Below are 13,516 nucleotides of genomic sequence, written 5' to 3'. Positions count from 1 at the left end.
CAAAGCAGAAAGAGTTAAACGTGGAGCGGTAGTTCAGCTGGTTAGAATGCTGGCCTGTCACGCCGGAGGTCGCGGGTTCGAGTCCCGTCCGCTCCGCCAGTTGTATGAAAGCCTCCGGTGCAAGCCGGAGGCTTTTTCTTTGGCCGGCGTGCAAGCCGATGGCGCGTATCAGGCGAGGGTTGTATCGCATCCGTACATGGCGTGGTGGCGGGCGCGAAAGAAACACTGCAGCACTGAAGCAATTGACCGCCACGCAGGGCGGTCAATGCATGGGCCATTCAAACCGGGTGCACGCGTTGATGCACGCGTTGGCTCAGTGGACGTCGACCCATACCAGGTGGTGGTCGCTGCCATCGGCGATCTTCGCCTCGGGACTGTCATTGGCCGGCCAGAACACGCCGCTGCCGAGGTGGCCGAAGCCGGTCGAGGGCAGGACGTAATCCAGCCGCATGGTGCCCGAGCGTGGGCCGAAATCACCGGTGGCGTGCTGTGCCGCGCCGCGGCGGATGATGCCTTTTTCCGCATAGACGGCGCCGGTTTCCTCGGCTCCCTCGCTGCGTGGGGTGGGAAAGCGCAGTACCCGCGGATGTTCGAGCAGTTCAAGGATGGCGTCATGGCGACCATCGCCATCGACCGGGTCGTTGTTGAGGTCGCCAAGGATCACGAAGCGCGCGTCCCTGCCCAGTCCGCCGCAGCGTCCCTGGTCATCGCACAGCCACGGCTTGTCGCCGCCATCAAGGTATTCCTTCCACAGTCGCAATTCGTCGTGGTTGCGGGCGGCATTGCGTTTTTCCTTGCCGTCGAACACCGGGGGCGTCGGGTGCGAGGCCAGCATGTGCACGGTGCCCAGCGGTGTCCTGACCGGTACATCCCAGTGCGATTTGGACGACAGCCGCAACTGTGACCAGGTGGCATCGTTCCAGAATGACGTGCCCATGTCCGGATCGACCGGTCGTTGCGCGCCGGGCAGCGCACTCCATTTCAGCAGCTGGAAGGTGCGTACGGCGCTTTCATCGATGGGATACCGGGATAACACCAGCATGCCGTACTGGCCCGGGTGCAGGCCGTAACCCCAGGCATCATTGCCGCGGTTGCGGCCGCTGCCACCAATCTCGCCGTTGTTGTCCAGATCCAGACCGCTCTGCACGCCGGTGTTGACCGGAGCCAGATAGCGGTAGGGATAGTGCAGCGGCTCACCGCCGCCGGGCTGGGCCACGGCCAGATAGCGCTGCTGGAACAGGTCGGCGGCACGGTGGCCGGCGTCGTAATCGAATTCGTTGAGCAGCACCAGGTCCGGGCGCACCTGCTGCAGCACGGCGGCGATCTTGCGCGCGTGGCTGCTGTCGCCTTCCAGTGTGCGGATCAGGCCGCCTGATTCGTCGGAATAAAGCGAGGTGTTGTAGGTGGCCAGTCGCAACTGGGCGGGGATGGCGTCGTCGATGGCCGTTGTCGAGGAGCAGGCAGCCAGCAGCAGGGTCATCGGGAGCAGGAAAGTTGGAATACGCATGCCGCCGATTTTCTCATGCCTTGGTGACGATGGCGGGAAGTGACGGCATTTCGCAGAGCGGAGGGCCGCGGTGCGGGCGCTGGATCCAGAGTCTGCAGCCCGTCACGCCCAAGCTGGTCGCGGGCTGCTCCGTTGGGCCTCGCACGGATCGGCACGCTCGACGTTGCCGGTGATGCATGGCCTGCCGGTTTCGACTGCTCGCTCCTCTGCTTTATCCGCTCATGTTGCGCGCGGGTCACCTTGCCAATGATGCGGGTGTGGATCTTTTCCGGAGGCGGGGCGCACTCGGCACTGCCGGTGCCGGCGCGGAGGGCATCAGCAGTCGGAAGGGCGTATCGGTGGCGGCCGGGTTTCAGCCGGTTCGCAGGAGCTCGGAAATGATGCCGTCGTAGTGGTGAGATCTGGCCTCACGTTGTACGCCGATGGCCGAAGGAGTTGCGCGCCCATCGGGTGTGGATGCCTCGATGATGCGATCGGGAGTGGACGCTCATTGCCGCGAGCGTGGCTTCCCGGTGTCTTCCATCAATTGCCAGCGGCGGCCGTCATAGGCTTCGAGGGGGCGATAGCGGCGCTTGTAGTCCATCTTCTGATGACCCTCGATCCAGTAGCCGAGATACAGGTGCGGCAGGGATTGGCGCTGTGCCCAGGCAATCTGCTGCAGGATGGCGTAGGTGCCGAGGCTGCGGTGCTGTTGTTCCGGGTCGAAGAAGGTGTACACGGCTGACAGCGCGGTGTCGGTGACGTCGGTGACCGCTACCGCCAGCAGACGTCCCGGTGTGTCGGCGCTTCTGGCCGTGCGGACTTCCAGAAAGCGGCTGTGCGGCCAGCTGCCGATCAGGAACCGGTCAAATTCGTGCGGGCCCTGTTTGTCCATGCCGCCGTTGGCGTGGCGCCGGTCAAGGTAACGCTGGTACAGCGCGAAGTGCTCCTCGTTGCGTTCGGCGGGCAGCACGCGGCATTCCAGATCGGCATTGCGGGCCAGGCAGCGCCGCTGGCTGCGGTCGGGACTGAAACGCGCGACCGGAATACGTACCGGGACACAGGCGCGACACTGCGCGCAGTGCGGGCGGTAGACCAGATCGCCGGAGCGGCGGAAGCCCCAGCCCAGCGCCATCGGATACAGCGCCCCGAGCCGGTCATCCTGCGGGTCGAGTACCAGATCGCGGGCCTGACGGTCCGGCCAGTAGCCGCAGGGGTGCTCTCCTGTCTGGAAAAGGCGCAGCTCTTCGTTCGGGTTGCCTTGCAGTGCCATCGACACAGCATAGCCGCGCCGGGTCGCAAAACCTGCGCCTGTCTGCGTGATGAATACAGCCGGTTGCCGGGTCAACGAGGACGGTCACCGCGCGTTGACAGTGACGAGGACGCACTGTCGCGTCCGTTCCACCACCCCAAGGGAGTCCGACCATGACCCGACGCAAGCCCCTTCTCCTGCTGGCCATGCTGCTGGCAACATCTGTCACCGGCCTTGCCGTCGCCGCCAGCCCGACGCCGTCCAAGCCTGCGGCACCGCGCATGGATGCCAATGGCGATGGCATGGTTGATCGTCAGGAGGCCGCCGCGCATCCGTATCTGGCGCAGCGTTTCGATGAGCTGGACAAGAACAAGGATGGAAAGCTGTCACGTGAGGAAATGCCGCGTCGACATGCGCGTGGTGGCGATGGTCATCACGGCAGGCACGGTCATCACCGCGGCCATCAGGAAGATGGCTTCATGCGCAGGATGGATGCCAATGGTGATGGTCGCATAAGCACGGCCGAGCATCAGGCGTTCTTCGAGCGGATGGATGTGAACAAGGACGGTTTCATCGACCAGGCCGATCGCCAGGCCCGTGCCGAACAGCGCCGTGCCGAATGGTTCGCCAAGGCCGACACCGACAAGGATGGCAAGCTGAGCCCGGCCGAACTGGAGGCTGCACGCAAGGACGGTCATCGCGGCCACCAAGGCCCGCGTGGGCCGATGCCGCCGCAGGCGCCGACGGCGAAGTAAGTTCTGCACAGAGGCTGATCGACACCACCCCCGCTGGCAACCGCGGGGGTGTTCTGCTATCCGGTACTCATTGGCGCAGCAGGGCCGATGCCACGGCTGCCACGACCAGCACCGAGGCGCTGGCGACCGCGCCGCGCCCGAACAGGCTGCGATAGATCCAGCTGGGGCCGCTGCGGCCATGGCGTGCAGCATCGCGGGCCAGCATCGGCGCCATGATGCGGGGCAGGGTGACCAGATACTGGTAGTTCAGCGCGGTCATGCCCAGTGCCAGCAGAAGCAGGCCGGCGGTGGTGCCCACTCGCAAGGCCACGCCGGCCAGGGCGCTGATGCAGAACAGGACGGCGGTGAGGGTATGCAGCCGCATGAAGCGGCGTAGCTGGCTGCGTTCTGCCGGTGTCTGCGCGTAGTGCAGCAGGTAAAGGCTGGAAAAGAATGCCGCCAGCGTGCCGAACAGCATGCTGCCCAGCACCACCCACAGGTCGAAAGGATTCGGAAACACCGTGTTCAGGACCGCGCCCAACCCGCCTGCGGCCGTGCCGCCAAGCGCACTGTTGGTGCCCAGTCCCGCCAGGCCGGCTTTGCCGGCGCTGCCACCAGCCACCCCGATCGAGGTCGAAAGGATGACCGCGCTGGCGGTGCCGGGAGCGGCCAGCATCACCGCCGAGCTGACCACGGCCGCGAAAGCGGCACCGGGTGCGCTGCTGCGGGCGAACTCGCCGAAGCGCTTGAGCATTTCCTCGCGCACGCTGGCACGGGCGCGCGACAGGCGTTTGCGCACGGCGGCATCGCTCAAACCCAGCAGCTGGGCCACCTGCTGCGAGCTCTGGCCTTCGCGATAGAACAGCAGCAGGGTTTCGCGGCTGTCCTCGGGCAGCGCGGAAATGATCTCCGCCGCCGCCAGTTCCTCTTCCACCTGCATCAGCGCATCGGAGCCGTTGGGCGAAGGATCGGCGGCCATGCCGATGGCTATCTCGGCGGCTTCGCCGCTGAGCGGACGGTTGCGGTTGGCGTGCAGCCAGTCGCGGGCGAGATTGCGGGTGATCTGCCGCAGCCATGGCAGGAAGCTGGTGGTGTTGTTGAGCTGGCTGAGCCGCTGCCAGGCCTTGAGGAACGCTTCCTGGGCGATGTCCTCGCTGGCCTGCACATCGCGGGTGATGGCCAGCGCGATGGCCGTCACCGTGTTCTGGCAGAGCGCCACGATGCGGCCATAGGATTGCGTGCAGCCGTTGCGGGCGGCAGGCAGCTCACGCTGCAAGGTGGCTTCCAGCTGTGTGGCGGTCATCGGCGGCTCCCGTGGACAGTGTTGCAATACATGACGGGAGCCACCGGTGGATGTGACCGCAGCCTAGTTGCCGGGGGCCGGGGCGCTGGGCTGGATGCGTACGCGGACCTCGTCGGCATCGTCCTGGGCCGGCATGGCTGGTTGCGATTGGGGTGCGGGCACGCTGGCGGCCGGTTCCGGTGCGCTGCGCTGGCGCAACACCATCAGCAGCATCACCCCGGCAATGACCGCGATCAGGATGAAGCGGATACGCCATGCCCAGCTGCGGCTTTTGCCGCCTGCCGGTGCCGGGGTGTCGGCGAAGGCGTACTCGGCCGTGGGATGGTCACGCCGGGTGGTATCCAGCAGCCGCGCATCGCGCAGGATTTCGCGCGCGCGTGGCTGGTCATCGGCGAACACCACCCACACCGCCGGCAGCTTGGCAGGGTCGGTCTTGTCCAGATAGCTGAACTGGCCGCGGCGCCTGCCGTGGTAGGAACGGCCATTGGTGACGCGCACCTCGATACCGGCATCGCGCAGCATCTGCGCCACGCCTTCGACGTTTTCGACCCGCTGGCTGCTGAAGATCCTGCGCATGGCTCATTCTCCGCCGCTGCTGGGGCTGTCCGGCATCACCCGGATCAGGCCTTCCTGCGCGGTGCTGGCCACCAGCACACCGTCGCGGGTGAAGAACTGGCCGCGCGCCAGCCCGCGTGCGTCCTGCGCGCTGGGGCTGTCCAGCGAATACAGCAGCCAGTCATCGACGCGGAACGGGCGATGGAACCAGATCGCGTGGTCGAGCGAGGCCATCTGCACGTGCGGCTGGTAGTAGCTGATGCCGTGCGGGAAAGTGGCCGTGCCCAGCAGGTGGAAGTCCGAGGCGTAGGCCAGCAGCGCCTGGTGCAGCTCCGGGGCATCGCCGACCGGTTCGGTCAGGCGCAGCCACACCTGGTGATACGGCGGACACTTGGCCGGGTGCAGCTCATCACGCGGGTACACGTGGCGGAACTCGAACGGGCCGCCGCGCGACAGCCAGCGCTGTACCTTCACCGGCAGCTGCTCCAGTACCTCGGCCGGCAGCGGGCGGTTGGGTTCGAGGTCTTCCGGCTGCGGCACTTCCGGCATCTTGAGCTGGTGCTCGGCGCCGCACTCGGCCTGCTGGAACGAGGCCGCGCAGAAGAAGATCACCTTGCCGTGCTGGATCGCGGTGACCCGGCGCACCGAAAAACTGCCGCCATCGCGGGTGCGATCCACGTCGTAGACGATGGGGTGGTCGATATTGCCGGCACGCAGGAAATAGGCATGCAGCGAATGCACGTGGCGGCCGTTGTCGACCGTGGCCTGGGCGGCGGCCAGCGCCTGCCCCAGCACCTGCCCGCCGAACACGTACTTGGTGCCGATATCGCGGCTCTGGCCACGGAACAGGTTGGTCTCCAGCCGCTCCAGCGACAGCAGCTCAATCAGTTCGGATACCACGGGTTCGGCGTTGGCGGACAAGACAGCGACCTTCATTTCGACAGGTCGCGATTATAGCGGGCGGCAGTCCGCCACCGCCCGCGGCGGCCCGGTTCAGCGTTTGCCGAGGCGGGCCGCCAGCGCCTGCAGCGCCGCCTGGGTATCGGCCGAGAACCAGGCATCGACGAAGCGCTCGAGCTGGATGTGCTCCGGCTGCATCGCCTCGTGCAGGTCGGCGCGGGCGATGGCGCGCGTCTGCAGCATCGGCTGGCGTGGCATTGCCAGCTGCGTCTGCAGCCAGCCGATGGCCCGGGCCACCACCTGGGCGGCGTCATCGGCCAGTTCGTCGACCAGGCCGATCTCCAGCGCACGCTCGGCGCTGACCAGTTGCCCGCCAGCCAGCAACACACCGGCGCGATGGGGGCCGATCACCCGGCGCATCAACCGCTGGATTCCTTCCGGGGCGACCAGCCCGACCTGCACCTCGTTCAGCCCGATCACATGCGGCTTGGCCGGATCGGCGCTGCGCGCCATCACCCGATAGTCGCAGCACAAGGCCAGCACGCAGCCGCCGGCCGGCGAGTGCCCGGTCAATGCCGCCACCACCGGGGTGCGACTTTCCGCCAGTGCGCGGGCGGCACCGAAGAACGCCTGCCAGCTGTCCATCAGCTTCTGCCGGTCGTCACCATGGCCGAGCAGGTAGGGCACGTCCATGCCGCCGGTGAAAATACGCTCGCTGCCGGACAGCACCACGCCTTGCACATCGTCGGCGCTGGCCTGGGCCATCGCCTCGATCAGGGCACGGCACAATCCGGTATCCAGCGCGTTCACCGGCGGGCGCGCCAGCCGCAGCTCGCGGATCGGGCCATGGTTGATCACTTCGATGAGCGTGGTCATGCTGTGTTTTCCCGTAGGGCGGCAAATGATGGTCCCGATGATAACCAAACCATTCGTGTGCGTATTGTTGGCGCTGGGGGCATCCACCGCATTGCCGGCTGCGGCCGCGCCGGCCTGCGTGACGATCAACAACGGCTGGGTGCGGTTGCCGCCCGGGCCGATGCCGATGACGGCCGGTTATGCGCGCATCCGCAACGATTGCCGCGACGAGGTGGTGGTGGTGGGCGCGGGCAGCCGTGCGTTCGAGGAGGTGTCGCTGCACCAGACCACGCTGGTGGAAGGTGTCAGCCGCATGCGTGAAATCACGCGCCTGCCGGTCGCTGCGGGGACCTCGGTGCAGCTGCAGCCCGGCGGACTGCACCTGATGCTGATGCGTCCGGAAGTGGTATTGCAGGAGGGCGCGCAGCTGCCGCTGCGGCTGAGTCTGGCCGATGGCAGCAAGGTGGATGGCACATTGCAGGTACGGCGTGAGCCGCCGCCGCGGCCGTAGCGATTGCGGCCGCGTCAACCGGTTGTGATTCCGGGGCGCGTACCGCTGCGGCGCTGGCGTTCGCGTTGAAGGTGATGAGCAGCGTGCGCAGGTCGATGAGGCGGATGTTGCGCTCAACCTGTTCACCCGCTACATCAACGTGGCGCTGCAGGTGCCGGTGGATTTCCCGAAGACCGCATGAAGTGATGATGGTCGGGAAACCGCTGGCCTGATCCTGGTGCCCGCCCACGCCGGCGGCATCATGCGGCAACAGGAAAGCCGCCCATCGGGCGGCTTTCTCCATCGTGTGCAGGCGATGACGCGATCAGCTCGATGCCGTGCGTATTGCCTCCGGTAGCGGCGCGCTCCTGCCGGTCTGCGTATCCATCCACACCACCACCACGTTGCCGTCCGAGTACAGCCTGCTGCTGTCCTGCTGGTCCACAATGCGGTGGCCGATGGTCACGCTGCTGGTGCCCAGCCGCTCGACGAACAGCTCCACCACGATGTCGTTGGGCCACATGATCGGTAGCCGGTAGTTGAGGTTGGTGGCGGCCACCACCGGCGCGATGCGGTCGTTCATCGACACACCCTCCACGCCCAGCATCCAGCGCACCCGCGCTTCTTCCAGATACGACACGTATTTGGCGTTGTTGACGTGGCCCATCGCGTCCATGTCACGCCAGCGCACGCTGATCGGAACGCGGGCCAGTTGTTTGGGTTCAGTGCTCATCACTCGGTCTCTTGCTTGGACGTGGCCGCTTTTTTGGCGGTGGTTTTTCTGGCCGGTTTTTCCTTGCGTGGCGGACGCGCATCGGGCTTGTTGGCCACGGCTGCGGGTTGCTCCGGGCGCGCGCTGGTGGAGGGCAGCATCCGTGCAAGGAACTGCCCGGTGTAGGAGTCCGGATGCGCCGCCACATCTTCCGGCGTGCCGGTGACCAGGATGGTGCCGCCACGGTGGCCGCCTTCCGGACCGAGATCGACGATCCAGTCGGCGGTCTTGATCACGTCCAGGTTGTGCTCGATCACCACCACCGTGTTGCCCTCGTCGCGCAGCTTGTGCAGCACGCCCAGCAGCGCCTCGATGTCGTGGAAGTGCAGGCCGGTGGTCGGCTCGTCGAGGATGTAGAGAGTACGGCCGGTGTCGCGGCGTGACAGTTCCTTGGACAGCTTCACACGCTGCGCCTCACCGCCGGACAGCGTGGTCGCGCTCTGCCCCAGCTTGATGTAGCTCAGGCCAACGTCGATCAGCGTTTCCAGCTTGCGCGCGATGCTCGGCACCGGCTCGAACAGCTGCAATGCATCTTCGACCGTCATTTCCAGCACGTCGTTGATGTTGAAACCCTTGTAGAGGATTTCCAGCGTCTCGCGGTTGTAGCGTTTGCCGTGGCAGACATCGCAGGGCACGTACACGTCCGGCAGGAAGTGCATTTCGACCTTGATCAGGCCATCGCCCTGGCAGGCCTCGCAGCGGCCACCGCGCACGTTGAAGCTGAAGCGACCCGGCGAGTAGCCGCGTGCACGGGCCTCGGGCACCTGCGCGTACAGTTCGCGCAGCGGTGTGAACAGGCCGGTGTAAGTGGCCGGGTTCGAGCGCGGGGTGCGGCCGATCGGTGACTGGTTGATGTCCACCACCTTGTCGAACAGATCCAGCCCTTCCACCTGGCGGTACGGCGCGATCGGATGCGAAGCGCCGTTGATCTCGTTGGCGGCCAGCGAAAACAGCGTGTCGTTGATCAGCGTCGATTTGCCCGAGCCGGACACGCCGGTGACACAGGTCAGCAGGCCCGAGGGAATATCCAGATCGACATTCTTCAGGTTGTTGCCGGTGGCGCCGCGTAGGTGCAGCGTCATCTTCGGGTTGGGCTTGTGCCGACGTGCGGGGATCTCGATGGCGCGCTTGCCCGACAGGTACTGGCCGGTCAGCGAGCGTGGCGCATCGAGGATGTCCTGCAGCGTGCCCTGGCCGACGATCTCGCCGCCGTGCACGCCGGCACCGGGGCCGATGTCCAGCACATGGTCGGCCAGCCGGATCGCGTCCTCGTCATGCTCGACCACGATCACCGTGTTGCCCAGATCCCGCAGGCGGGTGAGGGTGGCGAGCAGGCGCTCGTTGTCGCGCTGGTGCAGGCCGATGGACGGCTCATCGAGCACATACATCACCCCGACCAGACCGGCGCCGATCTGCGAGGCCAGGCGGATGCGCTGCGCCTCGCCGCCGGACAGGGTGTCGGCCTTGCGCTCCAGCGTCAGGTAATCGAGGCCGACATCGACCAGGAAGCCGAGCCGCTCGCCGATTTCCTTGACGATCTTGGTGGCGATCTCGCCGCGCCAGCCGGGCAGGCTCAGCTCGCTGAAGAAGCGCTTGGCTTCATCGATCGGCATCACCGCGATTTCCGGCAGCGGCCGCTCGGCGACGAACACATTGCGGGCCGCCTTGTTCAGGCGCGCGCCCTCGCACTCGGGGCAGGCACGTTCGCTGATGAACTTGGCCAGCTCCTCGCGCACCGCCGCCGACTCGGTTTCCCTGTAGCGGCGCTCGAGGTTGGGGATGATGCCCTCGAAGCGATGCTTGCGCTGGCTGCGCCCACCGGCCTCGGTGAAATAGGTGAAGGTGATCTGCTCCTCGCCGCTGCCGTACAGCACCGCATGGCGCACGGCCTCGGGCAGCGACTGCCACGGCGCATCGACGTCGAATGCGTAGTGCTTGGCCAGCGAGGCGATCAGCTGGAAGTAATAGGCATTGCGGCGATCCCAGCCGCGCACCGCACCGGCGGCCAGCGACAGCTCTGGATGCACGACCACACGCGAAGGATCGAAGAACTCGGCCATGCCCAGACCGTCGCAGCCCGGGCAGGCGCCGACCGGCGAGTTGAACGAGAACAGGCGTGGTTCCAGTTCCGGCAGTGCGTAGTCGCAGACCGGGCAGGAATACTTGGAGGAGAACAGCTGCGGCTCGGTGTCGGCCGCATCCAGGCTCTGCACCGAGGCCATGCCGTCGCCGAGCTTGAGCGCGGTTTCGAAACTTTCGGCCAGCCGCTGCTTGATGTCCTCGCGCGGGCGGAAGCGGTCGATCACCGCCTCGATGGTGTGTTTCTGGCGCAGTCCCAGTGCCGGCACTTCATCGATTTCATACAGCTGTCCATCCACGCGCACGCGCACGAAGCCCTGCGCGCGCAGCTGGTCGAACACCTGCACGTGCTCGCCCTTGCGGTCGCGGATCACCGGCGCCAGCAGCATGTAGCGCTGCTCCGCATCCAGCGCCAGCACCTGGTCGACCATCTGGCTGACGGTCTGCGCCTCCAGCGGATAGTGGTGCTCGGGGCAGCGCGGGCTGCCCACGCGGGCGTAGAGCAGGCGCAGGTAATCGTAGATCTCGGTGATGGTGCCCACGGTCGAGCGCGGGTTGTGACTGGTGGACTTCTGCTCGATCGAAATCGCCGGCGACAGCCCTTCGATGTGGTCCAGATCGGGCTTTTCCATCACGCTCAGGAACTGCCGCGCATAGGCTGACAGCGACTCGACATAGCGGCGCTGGCCTTCGGCGTAGATCGTGTCGAACGCCAGCGAGGACTTGCCCGAGCCGGACAGGCCGGTGATCACGATCAGCTTGTCGCGCGGCAGGTCGAGGTCGATGTTCTTGAGGTTGTGCGTCCGCGCACCGCGGATGCGGATGAAATCCATCGCCATGGGTAATCCGTTTGGGATCGCTGCCGGAGGCCGGAAGCTGGGGGTATAGGGGCGCCGCTGACGGCAGTCGATCAGCCTAGCGAGCTTGTGATTTGGGGGCAATTGCGCGATTTCGCAATCCACGGGCGATGGGGGCGGTGCGCGCCGTTCATCGGCGGCAGGATGAACGGCGGCAGTAGGGCTTGACTTGACCCGAACTTTGTCTACCCCGTAAAATTCCGCTCCTGTCTGCCCTCGATGGCAGGCACGGCGACCACAATAACTACAGAGGAAGTCTGGTCATGTATGCAGTTCTGGTAACTGGCGGTAAGCAGTACCGCGTCGCACAGGGTGAAACCCTGCGCGTTGAAAAGCTCGAGGCCGAAGCAGGCAGCGAGATCAAGTTCGACAATATCCTGATGCTGGGCGATGCCGATGGCATCAAGCTGGGTGACGCGCTGAAGGGCACTTCGGTGACTGCCAAGGTTGTGGCCCACGGCCGCGCCGACAAGATCCGCATCATCAAGTTCCGTCGCCGCAAGCACCACATGAAGCGTCAGGGTCACCGTCAGTACTACACCGAAATCGAAATCACCGGCATCGCCGGCTAATTGCTAAGGAGAATCCGTCATGGCACATAAAAAGGGCGTAGGCTCCTCGCGCAACGGTCGCGACTCCAACCCGAAATATCTCGGCGTCAAGATCTTCGGTGGCCAGGCCATCGAAGCGGGCAACATCATCGTGCGTCAGCGCGGCACCCAGTTCCACCCGGGTGCAGGCGTGGGCCTGGGTCGTGACCACACGCTGTTTGCGCTGGTCGACGGCAAGGTCGAGTTCTCGGTGAAGGGCGCCAAGAAGCGTCGCACCGTCAGCGTGGTTGCGGAAGCCTGATTCCGCACACGCAGGCGCCCACGTCCAGTGTGGGCAGCTGACGAAAGCCCCGCTTCGGCGGGGTTTTTCGTTGCTGTGAATCCGTATCGTGCTGTTTTCCCCGGGATGGCCGGGGCCGTTAGAATCCGCGGTCGGGCAATGCGCCTGCCGCCATCAACAGGCAACCAGAATCATGAAACTTGTAGACGAAGCGGAGATCCAGGTCATCGCTGGCAACGGCGGCAATGGCTGTGTCGGCTTTCGCCGCGAGAAATTCATCCCCCTGGGTGGCCCGGACGGTGGTGACGGCGGCGACGGTGGCAGCGTGTGGATCCGCGCCGACGAAAACCTGAACACCCTGGTCGATTTCCGCCATGACCGCATCTTCCGGGCGCAGCGCGGCGAGAACGGCATGGGCCGGCAGATGTACGGTAAGGGCGGCGAGGACCTGACGATCACTGTGCCGATAGGGACGGTGGTGATGAATGTCGACACCGATGAGGTGATCGGTGACCTGACCCGGCATGGTGACCGCCTGCTGGTGGCCAAGGGCGGGAAGGGCGGCCTGGGCAACATGCATTTCAAGAGCTCCACCAACCGCTCGCCGCGACAGGCGCTGCCGGGCGAGGAGGGCGAGGAGCGCCTGCTCAAGCTGGAGTTGAAGCTGCTGGCCGATGTCGGCCTGCTGGGCTTTCCCAACGCCGGCAAGAGCACCCTGATCCGTGCGGTGTCGGCGGCGACACCGAAGGTGGCCGATTACCCGTTCACCACGCTGTACCCGAACCTGGGCGTGGTCAAGGTCGAGAATTACCGCAGTTTCGTGATCGCCGACATCCCCGGCCTGATCGAGGGTGCGGCCGATGGCGCCGGCCTGGGTGCGCAGTTCCTGCGCCACCTGCAGCGCACCCGCCTGCTGCTGCATCTGGTCGATATCTCCCCGATGGAGGGCGGTGTCGATGGCGTTTCGCCGGTCGAGCAGGTGCGTGCGATCGAGCGTGAGCTGGGCAAGCATGACCCGGAACTGCTGGAAAAGCCGCGCTGGCTGGTGCTGAACAAGGCCGACCTGATGTTCGAGGACGAGGCGCGTGCGGCTGCCGAACAGGTGATCGCGGAGCTGGGCTGGACCGGGCCGTGGTATCTGGTGTCGGCGCTGGGGCGTGAAGGCACCTGGCCGATCATGAAGGACATCATGGCGTTCTTCGACCGGCAGAAGCTGCTGGAGGCCGAGGAGCGCGAAGCGCAGGGCGGCTGAGTTTCCCTGCCCTTATCGGTAAAGGCGCCGTTTTCCCTGCCGGGAAAGCGGCGTTTTCATAGGTGGCAGAGCCTGTTCATGACCGGTGTGGGCGCTTCCTGTCGTCCTTCATCTGGTCTGCCCTCCGGGATTGCAGGCAACAAAAAACCC

General features: G+C 65.7%; 13 protein-coding genes and 1 tRNA gene. 6 read left to right on the top strand and 8 right to left on the bottom strand.

Annotation, left to right across the window (positions count from 1 at the left end):
- Positions 1-22 precede the first annotated feature (22 nt).
- Positions 23-99, top strand: a tRNA-Asp gene (locus tag ACSBPQ_RS11160).
- A gap of 214 nt (positions 100-313) precedes the next feature.
- Here ACSBPQ_RS11160 and ACSBPQ_RS11155 read toward each other — a convergent pair.
- Positions 314-1,480: an endonuclease/exonuclease/phosphatase family protein gene (locus ACSBPQ_RS11155; protein WP_442684571.1), complete on the bottom strand. Its 1,167-nt coding sequence runs from the start codon at positions 1,478-1,480 to the stop codon at positions 314-316.
- Positions 1,481-1,994: 514 nt separating this feature from the next.
- A complete protein-coding gene (locus ACSBPQ_RS11150) occupies positions 1,995-2,759 on the bottom strand; it encodes an arginyltransferase (protein WP_442682220.1) in 765 nt (254 codons plus the stop codon).
- A 152-nt stretch (positions 2,760-2,911) separates the two neighbouring features.
- On the opposite strand from ACSBPQ_RS11150, the gene ACSBPQ_RS11145 reads away from it, so the two are divergent.
- Positions 2,912-3,493, top strand: coding sequence for an EF-hand domain-containing protein (locus tag ACSBPQ_RS11145; protein WP_442682219.1), 582 nt, complete (start codon positions 2,912-2,914; stop codon positions 3,491-3,493).
- Positions 3,494-3,560: 67 nt separating this feature from the next.
- On the opposite strand, the gene ACSBPQ_RS11140 is transcribed toward ACSBPQ_RS11145, so the two are convergent.
- The 4 genes from ACSBPQ_RS11140 to ACSBPQ_RS11125 all read right to left on the bottom strand — a co-directional run bounded on the left by ACSBPQ_RS11140 (position 3,561) and on the right by ACSBPQ_RS11125 (position 7,106).
- Entirely contained in the window at positions 3,561-4,775 is a 1,215-nt protein-coding gene (locus ACSBPQ_RS11140) for an RNA polymerase sigma factor (RefSeq protein ID WP_442682218.1), read from the bottom strand.
- A gap of 63 nt (positions 4,776-4,838) precedes the next feature.
- Positions 4,839-5,351 (bottom strand): pathogenicity-like protein, encoded by a 513-nt coding sequence (locus tag ACSBPQ_RS11135; RefSeq protein WP_442682217.1) that lies wholly within the window; start codon positions 5,349-5,351, stop codon positions 4,839-4,841.
- Between the two features lie 3 nt (positions 5,352-5,354).
- A complete protein-coding gene (gene tesB / locus ACSBPQ_RS11130; RefSeq protein ID WP_442682216.1) occupies positions 5,355-6,251 on the bottom strand; it encodes an acyl-CoA thioesterase II in 897 nt (298 codons plus the stop codon).
- 72 nt (positions 6,252-6,323) lie between these two features.
- Positions 6,324-7,106, bottom strand: a complete 783-nt coding sequence (locus tag ACSBPQ_RS11125) for an enoyl-CoA hydratase/isomerase family protein (protein WP_442682215.1) — start codon at positions 7,104-7,106, stop codon at positions 6,324-6,326.
- A gap of 37 nt (positions 7,107-7,143) precedes the next feature.
- Between ACSBPQ_RS11125 and ACSBPQ_RS11120 the strand changes: the two genes are divergently transcribed.
- On the top strand, positions 7,144-7,596 hold the full coding sequence (locus ACSBPQ_RS11120) for a copper chaperone PCu(A)C (protein ID WP_442682214.1): 453 nt from the start codon (positions 7,144-7,146) through the stop codon (positions 7,594-7,596).
- Positions 7,597-7,900: 304 nt separating this feature from the next.
- Here the strand turns inward: ACSBPQ_RS11120 and ACSBPQ_RS11115 are convergent, their stop codons facing one another.
- Both ACSBPQ_RS11115 and uvrA read right to left on the bottom strand, forming a co-directional pair.
- Positions 7,901-8,308, bottom strand: coding sequence for an acyl-CoA thioesterase (locus ACSBPQ_RS11115; protein ID WP_442682213.1), 408 nt, complete (start codon positions 8,306-8,308; stop codon positions 7,901-7,903).
- Positions 8,308-11,265, bottom strand: a complete 2,958-nt coding sequence (gene uvrA, locus ACSBPQ_RS11110) for an excinuclease ABC subunit UvrA (protein ID WP_442682212.1) — start codon at positions 11,263-11,265, stop codon at positions 8,308-8,310. Before uvrA ends, ACSBPQ_RS11115 begins: the two co-directional genes overlap by 1 nt.
- Before the next feature lie 281 nt (positions 11,266-11,546).
- Between uvrA and rplU the strand changes: the two genes are divergently transcribed.
- From rplU to obgE, 3 genes are all read left to right on the top strand, one after another.
- Positions 11,547-11,855 carry a 50S ribosomal protein L21 gene (gene rplU, locus ACSBPQ_RS11105; protein WP_442682211.1) on the top strand — a complete coding sequence of 103 codons (309 nt, stop codon included), beginning with the start codon at positions 11,547-11,549 and terminating at the stop codon, positions 11,853-11,855.
- 19 nt (positions 11,856-11,874) lie between these two features.
- Positions 11,875-12,135 carry a 50S ribosomal protein L27 gene (gene rpmA, locus ACSBPQ_RS11100; RefSeq protein WP_442682210.1) on the top strand — a complete coding sequence of 87 codons (261 nt, stop codon included), beginning with the start codon at positions 11,875-11,877 and terminating at the stop codon, positions 12,133-12,135.
- A gap of 172 nt (positions 12,136-12,307) precedes the next feature.
- Positions 12,308-13,366 (top strand): GTPase ObgE, encoded by a 1,059-nt coding sequence (gene obgE, locus ACSBPQ_RS11095; RefSeq protein WP_442682209.1) that lies wholly within the window; start codon positions 12,308-12,310, stop codon positions 13,364-13,366.
- Positions 13,367-13,516: the final 150 nt, after the last annotated feature.

The organism is Stenotrophomonas sp. JC08 (assembly GCF_052180205.1).
Taxonomy (GTDB): Bacteria; Pseudomonadota; Gammaproteobacteria; order Xanthomonadales; family Xanthomonadaceae; genus Stenotrophomonas.
The sequence above is the reverse complement of the archived record's forward strand: the minus strand, read 5'-3'. Positions and strand labels throughout refer to the sequence as shown.

Excerpts from the sequence above, each read along its gene's own strand:
- ACSBPQ_RS11145 (WP_442682219.1), top strand. The coding sequence starts at position 2,912 with ATGACCCGACGCAAGCCCCTTCTCCTGCTGGCCATGCTGCTGGCAACA.
- ACSBPQ_RS11115 (WP_442682213.1), bottom strand. The coding sequence starts at position 8,308 with ATGAGCACTGAACCCAAACAACTGGCCCGCGTTCCGATCAGCGTGCGC.
- ACSBPQ_RS11120 (WP_442682214.1), top strand. The coding sequence starts at position 7,144 with ATGATAACCAAACCATTCGTGTGCGTATTGTTGGCGCTGGGGGCATCC.
- ACSBPQ_RS11140 (WP_442682218.1), bottom strand. The coding sequence starts at position 4,775 with ATGACCGCCACACAGCTGGAAGCCACCTTGCAGCGTGAGCTGCCTGCC.
- ACSBPQ_RS11155 (WP_442684571.1), bottom strand. The coding sequence starts at position 1,480 with ATGACCCTGCTGCTGGCTGCCTGCTCCTCGACAACGGCCATCGACGAC.
- ACSBPQ_RS11135 (WP_442682217.1), bottom strand. The coding sequence starts at position 5,351 with ATGCGCAGGATCTTCAGCAGCCAGCGGGTCGAAAACGTCGAAGGCGTG.
- obgE (WP_442682209.1), top strand. The coding sequence starts at position 12,308 with ATGAAACTTGTAGACGAAGCGGAGATCCAGGTCATCGCTGGCAACGGC.
- uvrA (WP_442682212.1), bottom strand. The coding sequence starts at position 11,265 with ATGGCGATGGATTTCATCCGCATCCGCGGTGCGCGGACGCACAACCTC.
- ACSBPQ_RS11150 (WP_442682220.1), bottom strand. The coding sequence starts at position 2,759 with ATGGCACTGCAAGGCAACCCGAACGAAGAGCTGCGCCTTTTCCAGACA.
- rpmA (WP_442682210.1), top strand. The coding sequence starts at position 11,875 with ATGGCACATAAAAAGGGCGTAGGCTCCTCGCGCAACGGTCGCGACTCC.
- ACSBPQ_RS11125 (WP_442682215.1), bottom strand. The coding sequence starts at position 7,106 with ATGACCACGCTCATCGAAGTGATCAACCATGGCCCGATCCGCGAGCTG.
- rplU (WP_442682211.1), top strand. The coding sequence starts at position 11,547 with ATGTATGCAGTTCTGGTAACTGGCGGTAAGCAGTACCGCGTCGCACAG.